Genomic DNA, 17,329 nt, shown 5'->3' with positions numbered 1-17,329 from the left:
ACACAGCGCATGGCTCTGGCCAAACATCACTGGCTCAAAAGGTTGTACGGCCGCCGTGGTTTCCCTCTGTGGGAAGCGCCACGTCCGTGCCCCGTGATGTTCGTGGGACGGCATCCGCTGGAACAGCGGGAGAGCCGAGCGAATGGGGTGGGGGCTCATGGGGAAGCAGGCCGAACGCGTCACGTGCGCGGGCGGGATGCGGGGACAGGCCGCGGAGTTCGTGACCCGGGTCGCCGCGCGCGGCCGGTTGCCGCTGGACTACTCGGTGGCCAGCCTGCGGGTCGTCGACTTCCTGATCGACGGACTGCGCAAGGGCGGCGCCGACCAGGACCGGGCGCGCGAGCCGCTGGCGGGCCTCGGTGCCTACGTCGGTGAGGTGCTGGTGCGCCGGGCGGGCGCGGTGTGGGTCGACCTCGACGAGGTGCAGCGCACGTACTTCGGCCAGGAGGTCGGGGTCCGCATGCCCGACGGCCGGGTCTGGAACCCGCTCGGCAAGGTCCGCAACCGCTTCGCGTCCGGCGGCCCCGAGGACTCCCTCCAGACCTTCTATCTGACCCTGCACGGGCGGGCGCGGCGGACCGCGGCCTGAGAAGGGCGTGCCCCGGGGTACGCAGTGACACTTCCGCGCGGCCCGGCGCTGTTGAGCGTGAAGGACTTGCGCAAGGGCGACCGCATCTGACGGTGCGAAATCGCCGCGAAACGTGATGAACGAGGACAGTTCTTGGGTCGAGGAGGCGAACCCCGCCGCGTGCAGGCGTACGACGTCGAGCTCGGCGCGGCTGTCGCGCGGGCCCAGGACGGTGACGAGGCCGCCTTCGCGGTCGCGTACCGGATCGTGCAGCCCGGGCTGCTCGGCTACCTCCGCGGGATCGTCGGCGACGACGCCGAGGACGTGGCCTCCGACGCCTGGCTGGAGATCGCCCGCGACCTCGGCCGGTTCAAGGGCGACGGGCCGGGCTTCCGCGGCTGGTCGGCGACGATCGCCCGGCACCGGGCGCTGGACCATCTGCGCCGGCAGAAGGTACGGCCCCGGTCGGCGACGCTCGAACAGGACGTACTGGAGCTGCCGGGCCCGCACAGCACCCACGACCAGGCGCTGGAGTCGCTCTCCACCGAGTACGCCCTGGAGCTGGTCCGCGGGCTGCCGCGGGACCAGGCCGAGGCCGTGCTGCTGCGGGTGGTCGTCGGCCTCGACGGCCCCGCCGCCGCCCGCGTCCTCGGCAAACGCCCCGGCGCGGTGCGCACCGCCGCGTACCGGGGGCTCAAGCGCCTCGCCCAGCAGCTGGGCGTCGACAGTGTGACGGATGACGACCCTCGCACGCTGGGGGAGTCGAAGTGAACGACGACGGGCCGGACAGAGACAGGAACGGACATGGGTGAAAGGCAGAACGGCGGGGTCCCAGGCCGCCGACGTGTGCACCCAGGTGCCGGCGTCCCCGGTCGGCAGGGCACGAACGGCGCGGCCGGTCCGGGCGACGCGGACGGCCTGGAGAAGCTCCTGGCCGACGCCATGCGGGCGCACCCCTTCGCCGGCGAGGGCGAGCAGCGGGCCGTCGCCGCGTTCCGGGCCGCCCGGGATGTCGGCGCCCACCGCGCCCGCACCCGTCGCCGCGACGACTGGCGGCCCCGGGAGCGGCGGGGCGCGCGCCGCTCGCTGAAGACCACCCTGTCCGTGCTGGTGGCCGGCCTGACCATCGGCGGCGTCGCGTTCGCCGCGATCGGCACCTCCGGCCCCGCCTCCCACGACTCCGCCGACCCGACCCCGGCCCGGCAGCCGCACAGCACCGCCTCCGAGCAGGCCGGTGCCACCCCGGACACCGGTACCTCCGCACCCTCGGACCGCCCGGTCACCGCCCAGGACACCGAGGCCCACTGCCGTTCCTACGAGAAGCTTCAGGGCCGCGGCAACGCCCTGGACTCGGCGGCCTGGCAGCGGCTGATCGAGGCGGCCGGCGGCGAGGACCAGGTCGCGGCGTACTGCGCACGGCAGTTGGCGCAGGACGAGCAGGACACCACGCCGGGCAAGGGCAAGGGCAACGGCTCCGGCAAGAGCGACACGGCCACGGCGGCGCCGACCACGGACGCGCCGGGCAACAGCGGGAAGCAGCCCGAGAAGGCCACGGGCAAGAAGAAGCAGTAACCACGGGAATCCTGGAACAGGTCCCGGCGACCTCGCTGTGCCCTGCGCACCTCGCGCCCGCGGCACGCGGAGACGGCCGGGGCCGCCACCCCCCACAGGAGAGGCCCCGGCCGTCGCGCGGCACGGGCCGCGCGGCGGCCCGTACTCCCTACAGCGCCATGAGTGCGTTTTCTGTCACACCCGGCTCGGATCGGGGTCCCGCCCACCCCGTCACGAGGTGGTTGCATCTTGTACGGACATGGACGAGCAGCGGTTTCAGGTCGTAACGTGCCTTTCGCGCCGAGCGGGAGGCGAGGAACCACCGCAATCGCAGGCGGCCCCGGGGGGTCGCGACCATCGACCGAGGAACCATGCGTGCTGGGGGATGACGCGGAGCTGACCGCCGCCGTGCTTGCGGCACAGGACGGGGACGAGACCGCGTTCCGGACTGTGTACCGCGCCGTGCACCCGCGGCTGCTCGGATACGTCCGCACGCTGGTCGGCGATCCGGACGCCGAGGACGTCACCTCCGAGGCCTGGCTCCAGATCGCCCGCGACCTGGACCGCTTCAGCGGGGACGCCGACCGCTTCCGCGGCTGGGCCGCCCGGATCGCCCGCAACCGCGCCCTGGACCACATACGCATGCGCGGCCGCCGCCCCGCGATCGGCGGCGACGAAACGGAACTGACCGGGAAGGCCGCCGAGTCCGACACCGCGGGCGAGGCCATCGAGGCCCTGGCCACCGACAGCACCCTCTCCCTCATCGCCCGGCTTCCGCAGGACCAGGCCGAGGCCGTCGTCCTGCGCGTGGTGGTGGGCCTCGACGCCAAGTCCGCGGCGGAGACGCTGGGCAAGCGGCCCGGAGCCGTGCGCACCGCCGCGCACCGCGGGCTGAAGAGGCTCGCCGAACTCCTGGGCGCCGAGACCGCGGAGGCCGCCGGCACCGCCGATCCGGAATCGGCCGAGGCCCTCGACGCCCTGCCGCCCCAGCGAGAACCGCCCGACCGCGCGGTGACGTCCGCGAGTGTGACGCATACGCGTGCGCGGACGCAGAAGGACATGTGATGGCCGACAAGCAGGACGAGTGGCTCGACCGCGAACTGGCGGAGCGATTGCTGCGCGGCGACTCACTGGACAACGCTGTCGACCCCGCCGCCCGCGACAAGGCCGAGCGGCTCGCCAAGACCCTGGGCGCGCTGTCCCAGGACCCGCCGCCGGACACCCTCGAACTGCCCGGCGAGGAAGCCGCCCTGGCCGCCTTCCGCAAGGCGCACGCCGACCGGGGCACGCTCCCCGCGGGCCCGGCACGCGCGGACCACGGGGACAGGGCCGCCGCCCATGCCGACGTGGGCCTCGTCCGGATCAGCGGACGGCACGGCCGTACCGCCCCTGTGGCCCGCCCCCGCCGTTCCCGCCCCGTCCGCCTCGCGCTCGCCGCCGCGCTGGCCTTCGGCCTGGCTGGCGGAGTGGCCGCCGCGGCCGGCGCCGGGTTGCTGCCGACCCCGTTCGGCGACGCCGAGCCCGGCCCCAACGCCTCCGTCTCGGCCGCCGTGCCCTCGGACCGCCCGCTCGTCTCGCCGTCGCCGCCCGAGGGCACCGGTGAGGGCGAGGCGACGCCGGACGGTTCCAGCGGTGCCTCCGCGAACCCCGGCGGCGGACGCGACACGGCCCGCGACGGCGCGAGCGGCTCCCCGGGCACCGGCACGGACGAGAAGGACGGAAAGTTCGGCTCCTGGTGGAGCAAGGCACCCTCGGCCTGCCGTGACCTGCGCGACGGCAAGCAGCTGTCCGGCGACCGGCGCCGCGCCCTGGAAGGCCTGGCGGGCGGTTCGACCCGGGTGTGGAAGTTCTGCCAGGGCGTCCTGGGCACCTCCGCCGGCACCCGTTCCGACACCCAGCCCGGCACCGGCGAGGACCGGGACGGCGCCGGCAAGGACCAGGACGGCAACGGCGGCCGGGGCAAGGGCGACGACGACGGCCACGACGACGGCCACGACTCACGTTCCGGAGGCGGCGGCAACGGTCGTGGCAACGGTGGTGGCAACCGGCACGACGAGGACGGGGGCCGCTCCACCGCGGAGCCGGACACCGCCGCCCCGCTCCTGCCGAAGCAGGCGGCGACCTCACCGGAACCGGCGCCGAGCCCCTCGTACTCGACGCTCTGAGCCCTTCGTACCCGACCCTCCGAACCCCGCTGAACCGGGGCCCGCGAACTTTTCTCCCGGGGGGTGTGACGTTTTCGGAGTCGGTGGCGCAGTACTGAGTGAGCCGACTGGTCATCGGCCGTCGCACAGAGCCGGGGTTCCCCCCGTACCCACGGCTCGTGCATTCGGCGCGGGCGGGACACGTTCCCCCGGTCCCGCCCGCGCCCCACACCTCACCAGTGCACGACGACCTTGTCGCCGTCGCGCACCTCGTCGAAGAGCTCCGTGATCGCCGCCTGGTCCCGTACGTTCACACAGCCGTGCGAGGCGCCCGCGTAGCCACGGGCCGCGAAGTCCGTCGAGTAGTGCACGGCCTGGCCCCCGCTGAAGAACATCGCGTACGGCATCGGTGAGTCGTAGAGCGTCGAGTAGTGGTCGCGGGACTTCCAGTAGACGTGGAAGACGCCCTCGCGGGTGGGGGTGTAATCGGACCCGAACCGCACCGGCAGCGTCTTCAGCGTTCTGCCGTCCACCATCCAGCGCAACGTACGGCTCGACTTGCTGATGCACAGCACCCGCCCGGTCATGCAGCGCGGGTCCGGCGCGTCGGCGGGCTGGCCGCCCATCAGATACAGCTCCCACTTGCCCGGCTCATGGGTCATCCTCCGCAGCCGCTGCCAGGTGACGGAGTCGGTCTCGCCGGTGCTCGGCAGCCCGCGTTTGCCCTGGAAGCCCTTGACGGCCTCCTCCGTAGCGTCGTCGTACGTCCCCGTCGGGCCCTCGAAGATCCAGGCGACCTGCCGCAGCCGCGCCTGGAGTTCACGGATGTCCCGGCCGGTGTCGCCGCGGGACCAGAGCACCTTGGCCGGTGCACTCGTGGACGGCGTGGCGGAGGGGGTGGTGGCGCGCGGCGTCGGTGAGGCGCTGTCGGGCAGCTCGATGCGCACCGGCGACCGACTCTTCCCGTCGTCCTGCCCCGGCTGCACGGTGCAGCCGCCCACGGCGGCCACGACCAGCAGCGCGGCGACCCCTCTCCCCATGCCCTCGATACGCATCGCGCCCCCCGTCGTCTCACCACCCTGCCGCTGGAGATGTTTCCCGCGGATGACTCGTCGCGAACGGCGCGGCATTGTGGGGACCAGTACCCCAGTGACGGGAGGCGGCACACCATGACGCGCGAGTCTGAGTCCGGACTGCCCATCGAGCCGGTGTACGGGCCGGACGCACTTGAGGGCTGGGACCCCGCGGACAAGCTGGGCGAACCGGGAACCTACCCCTTCACCAGGGGCGTCTATCCGTCGATGTACACCGGCCGCCCCTGGACCATGCGCCAGTACGCCGGCTTCGGCACGGCCGTCGAGTCCAACGCCCGCTACCGGCAGCTCATCGCCCACGGCACCACGGGCCTGTCCGTCGCCTTCGACCTCCCCACCCAGATGGGCCACGACTCCGACGCCCCCCTCGCGCACGGCGAGGTCGGCAAGGTGGGCGTCGCCATCGACTCGGTCGACGACATGCGGGTGCTGTTCGGCGGGATCCCCCTGGACCAGGTCTCCACCTCGATGACGATCAACGCCCCGGCGGCGCTGCTGCTGCTCCTGTACCAACTGGTGGCGGAGGAACAGGGCGTCGCGGCCGAGCAGCTGACCGGCACGATCCAGAACGACGTCCTGAAGGAGTACATCGCGCGGGGAACGTACATCTTCCCGCCGAAGCCCTCCCTCCGGCTGACCGCCGACATCTTCAAGTACTGCCGGGCCGAGATCCCCAGGTGGAACAGCATCTCGATCTCCGGCTACCACATGGCCGAGGCGGGCGCGTCCCCCGCGCAGGAGATCGCGTTCACGCTCGCCGACGGCATCGAGTACGTGCGCACGGCGGTGGCGGCGGGCATGGACGTCGACGACTTCGCCCCCCGCCTCTCCTTCTTCTTCGTGGCGCGGACGACGCTCCTGGAGGAGGTCGCCAAGTTCCGCGCGGCGCGGCGCATGTGGGCCCGGGTGATGCGCGACGAGTTCGGCGCCCGGAACCCCAAGTCGCAGATGCTGCGCTTCCACACCCAGACGGCCGGTGTCCAACTCACCGCCCAGCAGCCCGAGGTGAACCTGGTCCGGGTCGGAGTCCAGGCCCTGGCCGCGGTGTTGGGCGGCACACAGTCGCTGCACACCAACTCCTTCGACGAGGCGATCGCCCTGCCCACGGACAGGAGCGCGCGGCTGGCGCTGCGCACCCAGCAGGTCCTCGCCCACGAGACGGACGTGACCGCCACCGTGGACCCCTTCGCCGGCTCCTACGTCGTGGAGAGGATGACCGACGACGTGGAGGCGGCGGCCCTCGACCTGATGCACCGGGTCGAGGACCTCGGGGGCGCGGTCGCGGCCATCGAGCACGGTTTCCAGAAGGACGAGATCGAGCGCAACGCCTACCGGATCGCCCAGGAGACGGACGCGGGCGAGCGGGTCGTCGTCGGCGTCAACCGGTTCCAGCTCGACGCGGAGGAACCGTACGAGCCGCTGCGCGTGGACCCCGCCATCGAGGCCCAGCAGGCGGAGCGCCTGGCACGGCTGCGGGCGGAACGGGACCCGGCGGCGGTGACCTCGGCCCTCGACGCCCTGAAGAAGGCGGCCGAGGGAGAGGACAACGTCCTGTACCCGATGAAGGACGCGCTGCGGGCCCGGGCGACGGTCGGTGAGGTGTGCGGTGCCCTGCGGGAGGTGTGGGGCACATTCGTTCCCTCGCATTCGTTCTAGCGTGCGAGACTCCTGTGCATGCTCGGCGTCATAGATCTCCCCACCTATCTGGCAGGACTCGTACTGATCGTCCTGCTGCCCGGTCCGAATTCGCTGTACGTCCTGTCCGTCGCCGCCCGGCGCGGGGTACGGGCCGGGTACACCGCCGCGGCGGGCGTGTGGTGCGGGGACGCCGTGCTGATGACGCTGTCGGCGGCCGGGGTGGCGTCCCTGCTCCAGGCCAACGCCGTGCTGTTCGGGATCGTCAAGTACGCCGGTGCCGGGTATCTGACGTGGCTGGCGGTCGGGATGCTGCGGGCCGCGTGGGGGATGTGGCGGTCGCGGACGGCTCCCGCCGGGGAGCAGGGCGGTGAGGTGGTCGCCGACGAGCGGCCGTATCGCCGGGCGCTCGTCATCAGCCTCTTCAATCCCAAGGCGATCCTGTTCTTCGTCGCCTTCTTCGTGCAGTTCGTCGATCCCGGGTACGCGTATCCGGCGCTGTCCTTCGTGGTGCTGGGCGCGTTCGCGCAGCTCGCGAGCTTCCTGTACCTCACCGCGCTGATCTTCAGCGGGACGCGGCTGGCGGATGCGTTTCGGAGGCGGAAGCGGTTGTCGGCGGGGGTGACTTCGGCTGCGGGGGCGTTGTTTCTCGGGTTCGCGGTGAAGTTGTCGCTGGCCAGTGCTTGATGGCGGGTGCGGGTGTGCGGGGGCTGGTCGCGCAGTTCCCCGCGCCCCTAAAGAAGGCCGACTCGCCTGACGTAGCTCATCAGTCCGCTCGGTGTATCGCCCGCCCAGCCGGCGTATCCGTCCGGGCGTACCAAATACAGGCCCGTCCCGTACGACGCCTGTGTCTCTCCCCGTATGACCTTGATCGCTTCTGGTACCTCCGGCGCCTCCGCCCCCACCGCCACCAGCGTCCAGTGCGGCCCCCGGAACGCGTCAAACAGTCGTACGCCACCCAGCATGCCGTCAGGTGCGCGGTCGCCTGCCCTCAGTGGACGCGTGCCCGCCTCCTCCGCCGTGAGTGACGAGTCCCGGTAGCCCAGGCCCAGCTGACGCGTGGCATCGCCACGGCGGGTCTCACCCCGGTGGACGCTCGTCGTCAGGCCGAGCATCTGGGCGGCGACGGGGCGGCGCTCCTCCTCGTAGGTGTCGAGCAGGGACTCGGCCGTACTCCCCGACAGCACCGCGCCCAGTTTCCAGCCCAGGTTGTAGGCGTCCTGGACGCTGGTGTTCAGGCCCTGGCCGCCCGCCGGGGAGTGGATGTGGGCCGCGTCCCCGGCGAGGAAGACGCGTCCGGCGCGGAAGCGGTCGGCGAGGGCCTGGCGGGGCCGGAAGTCGGAGGCCCAGCGGAGTTCGGTGATGGCGTCGGGGGCGAGGTGGGAGCGGTCGGCGACGACCTTGCGGACGCCGTCGAGGGAGACGTCCACCGTGGTGCCCTCCGGGAACTGGGCCACGACCTGGAAGTCCTCGGTGCCGGCCAGCGGGCAGATCGCGAGGAAGCCGTCGCCGTCCCCGCGGGGCGGGAAGACGTGCCAGTACTCGCGGTCGAGGCCGGTCAGCCGGACGTCGGCCACCAGCACCGGGTTCGGGTCGACGGTCTCGCCGGTCATGGCGATGCCGAGGGCGCGGCGGACGGCCGAGCGACCGCCGTCGGCGGCGACGACGTACCGGGCGCGGAGGTCGGGGCCGTCGGCGAACCTCGCGGTCACGCCGGTCTCGTCCTGAGTGAGCCCCGTGACCTCGCGGCCGAAGGCGACCTCGCCGCCCAGTTCCGCGAGCCGCGCCGCGAGGATCTCCTGCGTTCGCCACTGCGGCACCATCCACGGCGCGTTGTAGGGGGAGTCCTCGGTCGCCTCGGCGGGGTCGAACATCTGGTGCTCGCCGGCCTGCCTGCCGTCCTGCCAGATCATCCCGACCGGGTAGGTGCCGCCGGCCGCGCGGATCGCGTCCAGAACGCCGAGGTCGTCGAAGACCTCCATGGTGCGCGGCTGGATGCCCTTGCCGCGCGAGCCGGGGAACAGGGCGTCGGCCTTCTCCACCACCAGCGCGTTCACCCCGCGCCGGGCGAGGTCGATCCCGAGGGCGAGGCCGGTGGGGCCGGCTCCGACGATCAGTACGTCGATCGGTACATCCATGATCCATCTCCTTAACGCTGTTAAGTTCCGTCGATGACAAGACTGCCCTTAACGCTGTTAAGCTGTCAACCGTGAGTACGGAGAAGCGCGCCCCCCTCGACCGCGCCCGGGTCGCGGACACCGCCCTGACGCTCCTGAACGAGCTGGGCCTGGACGGTCTGAGCCTGCGGGCCATCGCCAGGGAGCTCGACGTCAAGGCGCCCGCCCTGTACTGGCACTTCAAGGACAAGCAGGCGCTGCTCGACGAGATGGCGACGCAGATGTACCGCCGGATGGTCGCCGGGACCGCGCTGGATCCCGGCGACACCTGGCAGGAGCGGCTGCTGAAGACCAACCGCGGACTGCGGGCCGCCCTGCTCGGCTACCGCGACGGCGCCAAGGTCTTCAGCGGCTCACGCTTCACGAGCCTCGTGCACGTCGAGGCGATGGAGGACAACCTGCGCCTGTTCACGTCCGCCGGCTTCACCCTCGCGCAGGCGGTCCGCGCGGCCCAGACGACCTACCTCTACACCCTCGGCTTCGTCACCGAGGAACAGGGCGTCGAGCCGCTGCCGGGCGACCGGAGAGAGGGGTTCGGCGTCGAGGAACGGGCGCGCCTGATGGCCGACTTCCCATTGTCGGCGGCGGCGGGGAGGGAGATCTTCGAGGACTACGACAAGCACTTCGAAGAGGGCCTGTCCTTGATCATCGACGGGATCGCAAACGCCCTGAAGGGGCGCGGGGCTGTGACATACGCGGCTCCGCCGCGTGGGCGCGACCAGCCCCCACACACCCGCAGCTAACCACGAACGGTCAAAGCCTTCCGCGCGGCCCGAGTGATGACTGGCGGCAACAGGTCCACCACCACCCGACGTACCGGCGATGGGCGACGCTTCGGAGCCACCACGACCGGCGTCGGCGCCACATAGTGCCGCGACTTGGGAAACTCCACCGCCTGCATCCCCTTCGCCCGCGCCCTCACCAGCCGCTGCCCCGCCGCCTCCTGCACGCTCAGCCCGCAGTCCGGCCGTCCCCTGAGCATCTCCAGCAGCTCCTCCTGGACCATCCCCGGGTCACCCCACGTCGCGTACAGCTTCTGCGTACTGAGGCAGACCACCCGCAGCCCCCGGTTCAGCACCGCCTCCCACACGGCCACCGACACCCCCGGCGTGTGCTCGGAGCGGAAGTCGTCGAGGACGACGATCCCCTCGGGCAGCAGCAACTCCCGCGCCGCGCCGATGTCGTCGCGGACGTGCTCGTACAGGTGCGAGGCGTCGATGTGGACGAAGCGGCAGGTCTTCGGGGCCACCTCGGAGGAGATGACGAAGCTGGGCGCCTCGATCACGCGGGGCAGCTCGTCGTGGAAGGAGAGGTAGTTGCGCTCGAAGGACTGCCGGGTGAGGGAGGCGTACGACTTCGCCGTCTCGGCCCGGTTCGCCCCGTCCGGCGCCTCCCCGCCGAACAGGTCGCAGACGGTGAACTCCTCGCCCTCGCCCAGATGCCGGCCGAGCAGGATCGCGCTCCTGCCCATGTAGGCGCCCAGTTCCAGCAGGTCGCCCTTGAGGCCCTGGATCCGCTGGCGGTCGAGGAACCAGGTGAACAGCATCTGGTCGAGCGGCGGGAACCAGCCGGGTACGTCGCTGAGTTCACCGGGGTACGTGTACGTCTGCTGTGCGTTGCCCATGAGACATTCCTGCTCGCTGCGGCCCGGCCGAACTGACCCGCGGCGGAACGTCAGATGAACAACCTCACCGAGCCTTGGCCAGAGCCGAGCGCAGTCGTGGGGTCAGCGGCTTCTCCACGTACCGGTTGAGCAGCCACGCCAGCAGCAGCATCGCGGCGACCGTCAGGGCGAAGGTCGCCGCCGACGGCAGCCCGAGCCCGATGTGCAGGGCGTGGATCACCACCCAGCCGAGGTGCTCGTGGACCAGGTAGAAGGGGTACGTCAGCGCCCCGGCGACCGTCAGCCAGTGCCAGTTCGCCCAGTTGAGCAGGCCCAGCGCGATCGCCGCCACCGCGAGGAAGCCGAGCGCGACGACGAGGACGATCCCGGCGGAGGAGCGGTGCGCGAACGCGGTGGGGTCGCCGACGTTCCACAGGCCGCGGACCGCGTAGTGCTGGCCGATCAGGAAGCTGACGCCGACGATGCCCCACGCGTACACGTCCCGCCGGTCGCGGTGGACGAGGTAGAGGCCGACACCGCCGATGAAGAAGGGCGCGTACTCGGGCATCAGCACGACATCGAGCAGCGGCTGGTGCGCGGCCTGCGCGATCGCCGCCGCCAGCGTCCAGCCCGCGCAGAACAGGATCACCCGGCGGCGCGAGGCACCCGGCAGGACCACGCACAGGGCGAAGAGGGCGTAGAAGCGCACCTCGGCCCAGAGCGTCCAGCAGACCCCGAGCACCCGGTCCACGCCCAGCGGCTGCTGGAGCATCGTCATGTTCACCAGCGCGTCGCTCGGCGACACCGCCTTGTACGCCACCATCGGGAGGGCGAAGACGGCGGTGACGAGCACGACCGCCGCCCAGTACGCCGGCAGCAGCCGGGACGCACGGGACGCGAAGAACGACTTCAGGGGCCTGCCCCAACCGCTCATGCAGATCACGAATCCGCTGATCACGAAAAAGACCTGGACGCCGAGACAGCCGTACGAGAAATACTGGTGCAGCGTCGGGAACTGGTCTTTCGGGGAACTTCCCCAGGCCGCCGTGACGTCGCCACCCCGGCCGCCGTAGTGGTACGCCGCCACCATCAGCGCGGCCACCAACCGCAGCCCGTCCAGGGCCCGCAGCCGGGTCTCACGGGGCGCCGCCGGTTCCGGCCGCCGGGGTGTCGCGGCCACCTCGCGGACGGTCAACGTGGTCACGGATATCCCCTCGACAGCTGTTCCTACGGGTGTACACAGGGACGTTAGTCCGAATCACAGGCATGTCTTGGCCGGCCAGCCAACGATTAGCCGCCCGGTCCCGGTGAGTTCACCTGAATGTCGTTTTGGCTTCCTAAATTCCCTCAGAATCCCCGCACACAAGCGGTAAAGCCCAAGAACTCGTCTGAGCTTTGGTAAGAAGACAAAACAGGAGTGCCATGACGACGGTCCAGAAGAGACGTGCACGTGCGCGTGGAGGGGAGCTGGACGACTGCCTGCGCGCCTGCGCGGTGCACAGCGGAAAGGTCGTCGGCAGCGTCGACCGCCGTCGCGTCGAACTCGCCGAGCAGTTGCGCAAGCTCCTCGTCGTGTGGGGCACGACGAGTGTCGCCGCCCCGCCCGCCCCGGCCGGTGGCGCCACCGCCCTGCTCAAGCGGGCCGTGAAGGGCGCCGCCGCCCCCGCGAACGGCATCGGCAACGAGCTGCTCGACGCCCTGCTCGCCGTCGCCAACAAGGCCCTGGAGTGCGGCTACGACGACGAGTTGAACCTCGCCCTCGTCATCTCCGACACCGTCCTCGCCCAGCGCAAGAACTCCCGCGCCGGCTGGCGACTGCGCGCCCGGCTCCTGGAGACGCTCGGCGAGGAGGCCGAGGCCGTCGAGGCGTACGACAAGTACCTCTCCCTCACCGACGACGACGGCTTCGGCGTCCGCGCCAAGATCGCCGGACTGCGCGCCGCCGCCGACAAGGAGCGCGAGCTGCTCGCCCTGCTGCGGCGGCAGAACCCGCGCGCCGAGGAGTTCACCCGGCGCGCCGCCACCGACGTCTGGGCCGAGGGGCTCGCCGCGCAGGCCGTGGGGGACTGGACCGAGGCCGAGCCGCGCCTCGTGGGAGCGCTCCTCGTCCTGGCCGCCGAGGACGCCCCGGTCGCCGACCGGCAGGAACTCCTGAGCCAGTACCTGGACCTGCGCATGACGCAGGAGACGGACCTCCCCGCGCTCACCGAGGCCCTGGCCCTCTACGCCGAGCAGCGCCGCAACCGCATGCGCGGCCCCGTCACCGACCCGACCGTCGGCGGCGTGCAGTGGATCAGCCTCGGCGAGTTCCGCAACCGCATCGCCGGCAAGTCGATCTGCCTGATCGCCAACTCCGGTCGCGTCGGCGCCAGTTCGATGGGGGCGGAGATCGACGCGTACGACCTCGTCGTCCGCTTCAACTCGTACCGGATCGACCCGAGGCACACCGGCAGCCGTACCGACATCCACGCCACCATCCACAAGCACGGCTTCAACTGGGACCAACAGGTGGACACCCGGCTGGTGTTCGGCGGGATCTCCGGCGACTGGAAGTACTCCCTGCGCAACCGGCTCGTCCCCGGCGCCCAGACCTTCCTCGGCGACGAGTCGCTGCGCTGGCCCGTGCGCAACATCGGCAGGCTCTCCGCCGACGTCTGGTCCGGCATCCCGACCACCGGCTTCAACATGCTGTACCTGCTGGACTTCCTGGACGTCAGCCCGACCCTCGACCTGATCGGCTTCGACTTCTACGAGAGCGGCGCCTATCGCGTCCAGGAGGCGATGAAGCTCGCGATCACGTCCGTGCACGAATACACCAGTGAGAAGGCATGGGTCATGCAGCGGGCCCAGAGCGTGACCGACATGAGGATCTCCCTGCGATGACCACGACCACCCTGACCGCCGCTCCCGTCACGGACGCCCAGGCCCTCACCGGCAAGCGCCGTATCGCCTTCGCGTCCTACGTCGACGAGAACTACCTGCCCGGCTTCCTGACCCTGCTCAGGAGCCTCGCGCTGTCCAACCCGAGTGTGTGCGAGGACTTCGTCGTCCTCTACGACGATCTGCGCCCCGGCTCGATAGCCAGGATCCGTGCCCTGCACCCGCGGATCGTCCTCAAGCGCGTCAACGACACGCACTACGACGCGTACAAGAAGGGCGACCAGGACAACTACCTGGTCCGCAAGGCGTACTTCATCCTGGATGTCTTCCGGATCCGGGAGTACGACACCGTCATCACCCTCGACACCGACATGGTCGTCCTCGGTGATCTGCGCGAACTCCTGGAGCTGCGCGAGGGGTTGGCGGCCGTCCCGCAGTTCTTCTACGGGCAGCACAAGCTCAACTCGGGGCTCCTGGTCATCCAGCGCGAGTACCTGAGCGACGAGTTCTGCGCGCGGCTCGACAAGTGCGGGCGCGACGGCGACTACGAGCTGGACAAGCACGACCAGGGCATCCTCAACGCCGTCCTCGACGGCGACTTCGTGCGCGTCGACCCGCGCTACAACTTCGTCAAGCGGCGGCTGTCGGGCGACCTGCCCGTCCCGGACGACACCGCGATCCTGCACTTCACCGGGCGCCACAAGCCGTGGCAGGGCGGTGAGGCGGGGTACAGCCAGGCGGAGGACCGCTGGCGTGAGTACGAGCTGTCCGACGCCGAGTTCCAGGCGGCCTATCTGGCGTCCAGCGGCGGCCTCCACCACGACCTCGTCGTCCACTTCGGCACCCCGCACGTCAAGCGCACCGGCGACGTCGAGGTGGCCCGCAAGGTCGCCGCCGCGCACATCGCGAACGGCGACTACCAGGACGCGGTCGACGTCCTGAGCGGTGTCCGCATCCCCCTCGACGAGGCCTGGCCGCACGAGGTCCTCGGCCACGCCCTGATGAGCGTCTCCCGCCACGAGGAGGCCAAGGCCCAGCTGCTGCTGGCCACCGCCGCCCCCAACCGGGCCGCCACCGCCTACGCCCGGCTCGCCCAGATGGCCTGGGTGCACGGCGACAACACCGAGGCGCTGCGGTACGCCACCGCCGGCATCACCGTCGACCCGACGCACCGGTCGAGCCGGCTGTGGGCCCAGCGGGCCGCCGCCGTGCCCGCGCAGGAGCGGGGCAGCGCCGAGGACCAACTCGCGCACGTCGCCTTCTACATGGACCGGCAGGGCAACGCGGGCGACAAGCTCCTCCCGGAGACCGTCCGCCTCGCCTTCGGCCCGGACACCACGTCCCGCCGCTGGCACTCCGTCCACGCCCACCGGCTGTTCGACGAGGCGGCGCTGGAGCGCGTGAACGCCCGCCGAGGCCTGGTGATCGGTGGCGGCGGCCTCTTCATTCCGGACACCATGCCCAACGGCAACAGCGCCTGGCAGTGGAACGTCCCGGACGCCCTGCTGAACCGCATCGACGTGCCCATCGCCGTCTTCGCGGTCGGCTTCAACGCCTTCGACGGCCAGTCCTACCGCGCCAACCGCTTCCGCGAGTCCCTGCTCCAACTCGTCGAGCGTTCCGCCTTCTTCGGCCTGCGCAACCACGGCTCGATCGACAAGGTCCGTGCGATGCTGCCGTCGCACCTGCACGACAAGGTCCGCTTCCAGCCCTGCCCGACCACGGTCATGCGCCAGCTGGTCGCCGGCTGGCAGGACCCGGCCCGCCGCGACGACACCATCCTCATCAACGCCGCCTACGACCGCGCGGGCCTGCGCTTCGGCCACGACTACGGCTACTTCCTGGCCCAGATGGCCCAGGCCGTACGTGACCTGGGGGCGCTCGGCGAGGTGAAGTGCGTGGCGCACTCGCTCGACGACGAGAAGATCGCCTTCGACCTGCGCCGCGAGCACGGCATCTCGATGCCCGTCATCCCGATGTACGACTTCGAGAACGACGAGATCCGCGACCTGTACGCCCGCACCAAGCTGGTCATCGGCATGCGCGGCCACGCCGGCATGATCCCGTTCGGGCTCGGCACGCCGATCATCAGCCTGATCTCGCACCCGAAGATGGCGTACTTCCTGCGGGACATCGAGCGCCCGGAGTGGGGTGTCTCGGTCCACGACCGCCATCTCGCCGCCCGTCTGGTCGAACGCGCTAAGGACCTCCTCGCCGACCACGCCAAGACGGTCGCCGACGTCCACGGCCGCCAGCAGGAACTGTGGAAGGTCACCGAGGCGAACGCGGCCGACCTGCGGGTGATCCTGGGCTGATGCCCCCGGCGAGCTGAGAGACCGCGGGCCCCCATGGCACAGGGGGCCCGTTTCTCACTCCTGGGGCAGGCTTGCCAGCACCAGGTCGATGGCCTCCCGTGCCGTCTCCACCCGGCCCACCACGTCCTGCCGGGTCGGGCCCAGCACGAAGTAGGTGCCCCCGTACTCGGACAGGACGAAGCGGGCGTCCCAGGTCCACGGGTACTCGGTGGTGCGGCTGAAGTGCAGCTCACCCATCCCGATCCACGGGTACCGGCGCCGCAGCCGCGGTTCCGCGTAGGCCAGGTCCAGCAACTCGTCCCGTACGCGCCCGTCGGCCCGCGCCTTCCGCCAGCCCGCCGCTACCGCCGCATCCGTGTCCATCGGCCCATCATCAGCGGCCGACGGTCCTGCGCACCAGCTTGTCCAGGAACGACGGCTCGCTGTCGTACGCCTTCTTCAGCTGCTCGAAGTGATCGGCCCGGGTGCGGCTCAAGTACGCGTCCGACCGCAGCGGCTTGGCCAGGGACCAGGCGCGCCGGTGCTGGCCGTCGTAATGGGCGACGTACGCCTTGGACAGTTCCAGGACGGACTTGAAGGGGATGCCGTCGGTGTGGTCGCGGTCGATCTTCTCCTGGACGGCGGAGATGAGCGCGAGCTTCTCGTCGACCGTGTAGTCGTCCTCGGTGATCCGCTTGAGGACGTCCGCCGGGACCGGCTTCGTCACCTCGAAGGCGAGCGTGGAGCGGATCGGCGGCCCGGCGATCTCGATGTACGGCAGCAACGCGCCGGTGCTGTGGTGCAGCCACGGCAGCCGGGGCCCGGCGAAGTCCTGGTGCAGGACGACCGTGCCGGGCCGCATCCGGCTCAGGAACCGCTCCGAGACGCAGCGGAAGACCCGGGCCGTCTTGGCGATGTCGATGTGCAGGAACTCCACCGGGGTGGTGTCCTCGGGGTCCGAGGTCTGCCACAGGTCACCGGCGTGAATCTCCAGGAAGGGCAGGAAGGGGCCGAGGCGCCGCTTGAAGTCGTCCAGGAAGGAGTTGTCGTCGGCCGGCTTGTGACCGGAGTCGAAGAACTTCTCCGAGGCGAACGTGCCCTTGCCGACGCGGAAGAAGTCGTACGCGTGCAGCCGGCCCTTCCGTGTGTCGAACACGGGGCTCTCACTCAGCCCGAGCGCGAGGGCGTACGTCGATCCGCCGCCCCCGGAGCCGAGTTCGACGATCCGGCCCTGCCCCGTGAGGTGGTGCCGGCCGACCAGGTACAGGAACTGGAGCTCCCAGCTGCTGCACTGGGTGTAGGGCAGGTCCTCCGGCAGCTCGACACTGTCGAAGAGGGAGTAGAGCCGGCCGAGCTTCGTCATGAGGGCCTCACGGGATTCGG

16 protein-coding genes are annotated in these 17,329 nt (G+C 71.0%); 10 read left to right on the top strand and 6 right to left on the bottom strand.

Annotated elements, in window-relative coordinates; translation table 11 throughout:
- The first annotated feature begins 157 nt into the window (after positions 1-157).
- The 5 genes from OG866_RS16625 (at position 158) to OG866_RS16605 (ending at position 4,284) form a co-directional block, all read left to right on the top strand.
- Positions 158-589 (top strand): hypothetical protein, encoded by a 432-nt coding sequence (locus OG866_RS16625; RefSeq protein WP_329335496.1) that lies wholly within the window; start codon positions 158-160, stop codon positions 587-589.
- Between the two features lie 132 nt (positions 590-721).
- On the top strand, positions 722-1,339 hold the full coding sequence (locus OG866_RS16620) for an RNA polymerase sigma factor (protein ID WP_329335494.1): 618 nt from the start codon (positions 722-724) through the stop codon (positions 1,337-1,339).
- 33 nt (positions 1,340-1,372) lie between these two features.
- Positions 1,373-2,140, top strand: coding sequence for a hypothetical protein (locus OG866_RS16615; RefSeq protein WP_329335493.1), 768 nt, complete (start codon positions 1,373-1,375; stop codon positions 2,138-2,140).
- A gap of 354 nt (positions 2,141-2,494) precedes the next feature.
- Positions 2,495-3,184, top strand: a complete 690-nt coding sequence (locus OG866_RS16610; RefSeq protein ID WP_329335492.1) for an RNA polymerase sigma factor — start codon at positions 2,495-2,497, stop codon at positions 3,182-3,184.
- Positions 3,184-4,284 (top strand): hypothetical protein, encoded by a 1,101-nt coding sequence (locus OG866_RS16605; RefSeq protein ID WP_329335491.1) that lies wholly within the window; start codon positions 3,184-3,186, stop codon positions 4,282-4,284. The genes OG866_RS16610 and OG866_RS16605 overlap by 1 nt, the downstream gene beginning before the upstream one ends.
- A 212-nt stretch (positions 4,285-4,496) precedes the next feature.
- On the opposite strand, the gene OG866_RS16600 is transcribed toward OG866_RS16605, so the two are convergent.
- Positions 4,497-5,303 (bottom strand): L,D-transpeptidase family protein, encoded by an 807-nt coding sequence (locus tag OG866_RS16600; protein WP_329344143.1) that lies wholly within the window; start codon positions 5,301-5,303, stop codon positions 4,497-4,499.
- 129 nt (positions 5,304-5,432) lie between these two features.
- On the opposite strand from OG866_RS16600, the gene OG866_RS16595 reads away from it, so the two are divergent.
- The gene (locus tag OG866_RS16595; RefSeq protein ID WP_329335490.1) at positions 5,433-7,013 is read left to right on the top strand and encodes an acyl-CoA mutase large subunit family protein; all 1,581 of its coding nucleotides are present in this window, start codon (positions 5,433-5,435) and stop codon (positions 7,011-7,013) included.
- Positions 7,014-7,031: 18 nt separating this feature from the next.
- A complete protein-coding gene (gene leuE / locus OG866_RS16590) occupies positions 7,032-7,679 on the top strand; it encodes a leucine efflux protein LeuE (protein ID WP_329335489.1) in 648 nt (215 codons plus the stop codon).
- Between the two features lie 47 nt (positions 7,680-7,726).
- Here the strand turns inward: leuE and OG866_RS16585 are convergent, their stop codons facing one another.
- Positions 7,727-9,130 (bottom strand): FAD-dependent oxidoreductase, encoded by a 1,404-nt coding sequence (locus tag OG866_RS16585; protein WP_329335488.1) that lies wholly within the window; start codon positions 9,128-9,130, stop codon positions 7,727-7,729.
- Positions 9,131-9,201: 71 nt separating this feature from the next.
- Between OG866_RS16585 and OG866_RS16580 the strand changes: the two genes are divergently transcribed.
- Positions 9,202-9,912, top strand: a complete 711-nt coding sequence (locus OG866_RS16580) for a TetR/AcrR family transcriptional regulator (protein ID WP_329335486.1) — start codon at positions 9,202-9,204, stop codon at positions 9,910-9,912.
- Here the strand turns inward: OG866_RS16580 and OG866_RS16575 are convergent.
- Positions 9,909-10,793 (bottom strand): class I SAM-dependent methyltransferase, encoded by an 885-nt coding sequence (locus OG866_RS16575; protein WP_329335484.1) that lies wholly within the window; start codon positions 10,791-10,793, stop codon positions 9,909-9,911. The genes OG866_RS16580 and OG866_RS16575 overlap by 4 nt on opposite strands.
- Before the next feature lie 64 nt (positions 10,794-10,857).
- Positions 10,858-11,967: an acyltransferase family protein gene (locus OG866_RS16570; RefSeq protein WP_443063644.1), complete on the bottom strand. Its 1,110-nt coding sequence runs from the start codon at positions 11,965-11,967 to the stop codon at positions 10,858-10,860.
- A gap of 227 nt (positions 11,968-12,194) precedes the next feature.
- Here OG866_RS16570 and OG866_RS16565 point away from each other — a divergent pair, with 227 nt between their 5' ends.
- Together OG866_RS16565 and OG866_RS16560 are read left to right on the top strand one after the other, a co-directional pair.
- On the top strand, positions 12,195-13,655 hold the full coding sequence (locus OG866_RS16565; RefSeq protein ID WP_329335483.1) for a glycosyltransferase family 29 protein: 1,461 nt from the start codon (positions 12,195-12,197) through the stop codon (positions 13,653-13,655).
- Positions 13,652-15,967, top strand: a complete 2,316-nt coding sequence (locus tag OG866_RS16560; RefSeq protein WP_329335481.1) for a glycosyltransferase — start codon at positions 13,652-13,654, stop codon at positions 15,965-15,967. The genes OG866_RS16565 and OG866_RS16560 overlap by 4 nt, the downstream gene beginning before the upstream one ends.
- A gap of 54 nt (positions 15,968-16,021) precedes the next feature.
- Here OG866_RS16560 and OG866_RS16555 read toward each other — a convergent pair whose 3' ends face one another.
- Positions 16,022-16,330, bottom strand: coding sequence for a DUF6193 family natural product biosynthesis protein (locus OG866_RS16555; RefSeq protein ID WP_329335479.1), 309 nt, complete (start codon positions 16,328-16,330; stop codon positions 16,022-16,024).
- Between the two features lie 10 nt (positions 16,331-16,340).
- Positions 16,341-17,309: a hypothetical protein gene (locus OG866_RS16550; protein WP_329335478.1), complete on the bottom strand. Its 969-nt coding sequence runs from the start codon at positions 17,307-17,309 to the stop codon at positions 16,341-16,343.
- Positions 17,310-17,329: the final 20 nt, after the last annotated feature.

The sequence above is a fragment of the Streptomyces sp. NBC_00663 genome (assembly GCF_036226885.1).
In the GTDB taxonomy this organism is placed as follows: domain Bacteria; phylum Actinomycetota; class Actinomycetes; order Streptomycetales; family Streptomycetaceae; genus Streptomyces.
Note: the sequence above shows the minus strand (reverse complement) of the source record. Positions and strands in the feature narration are given on the sequence as shown.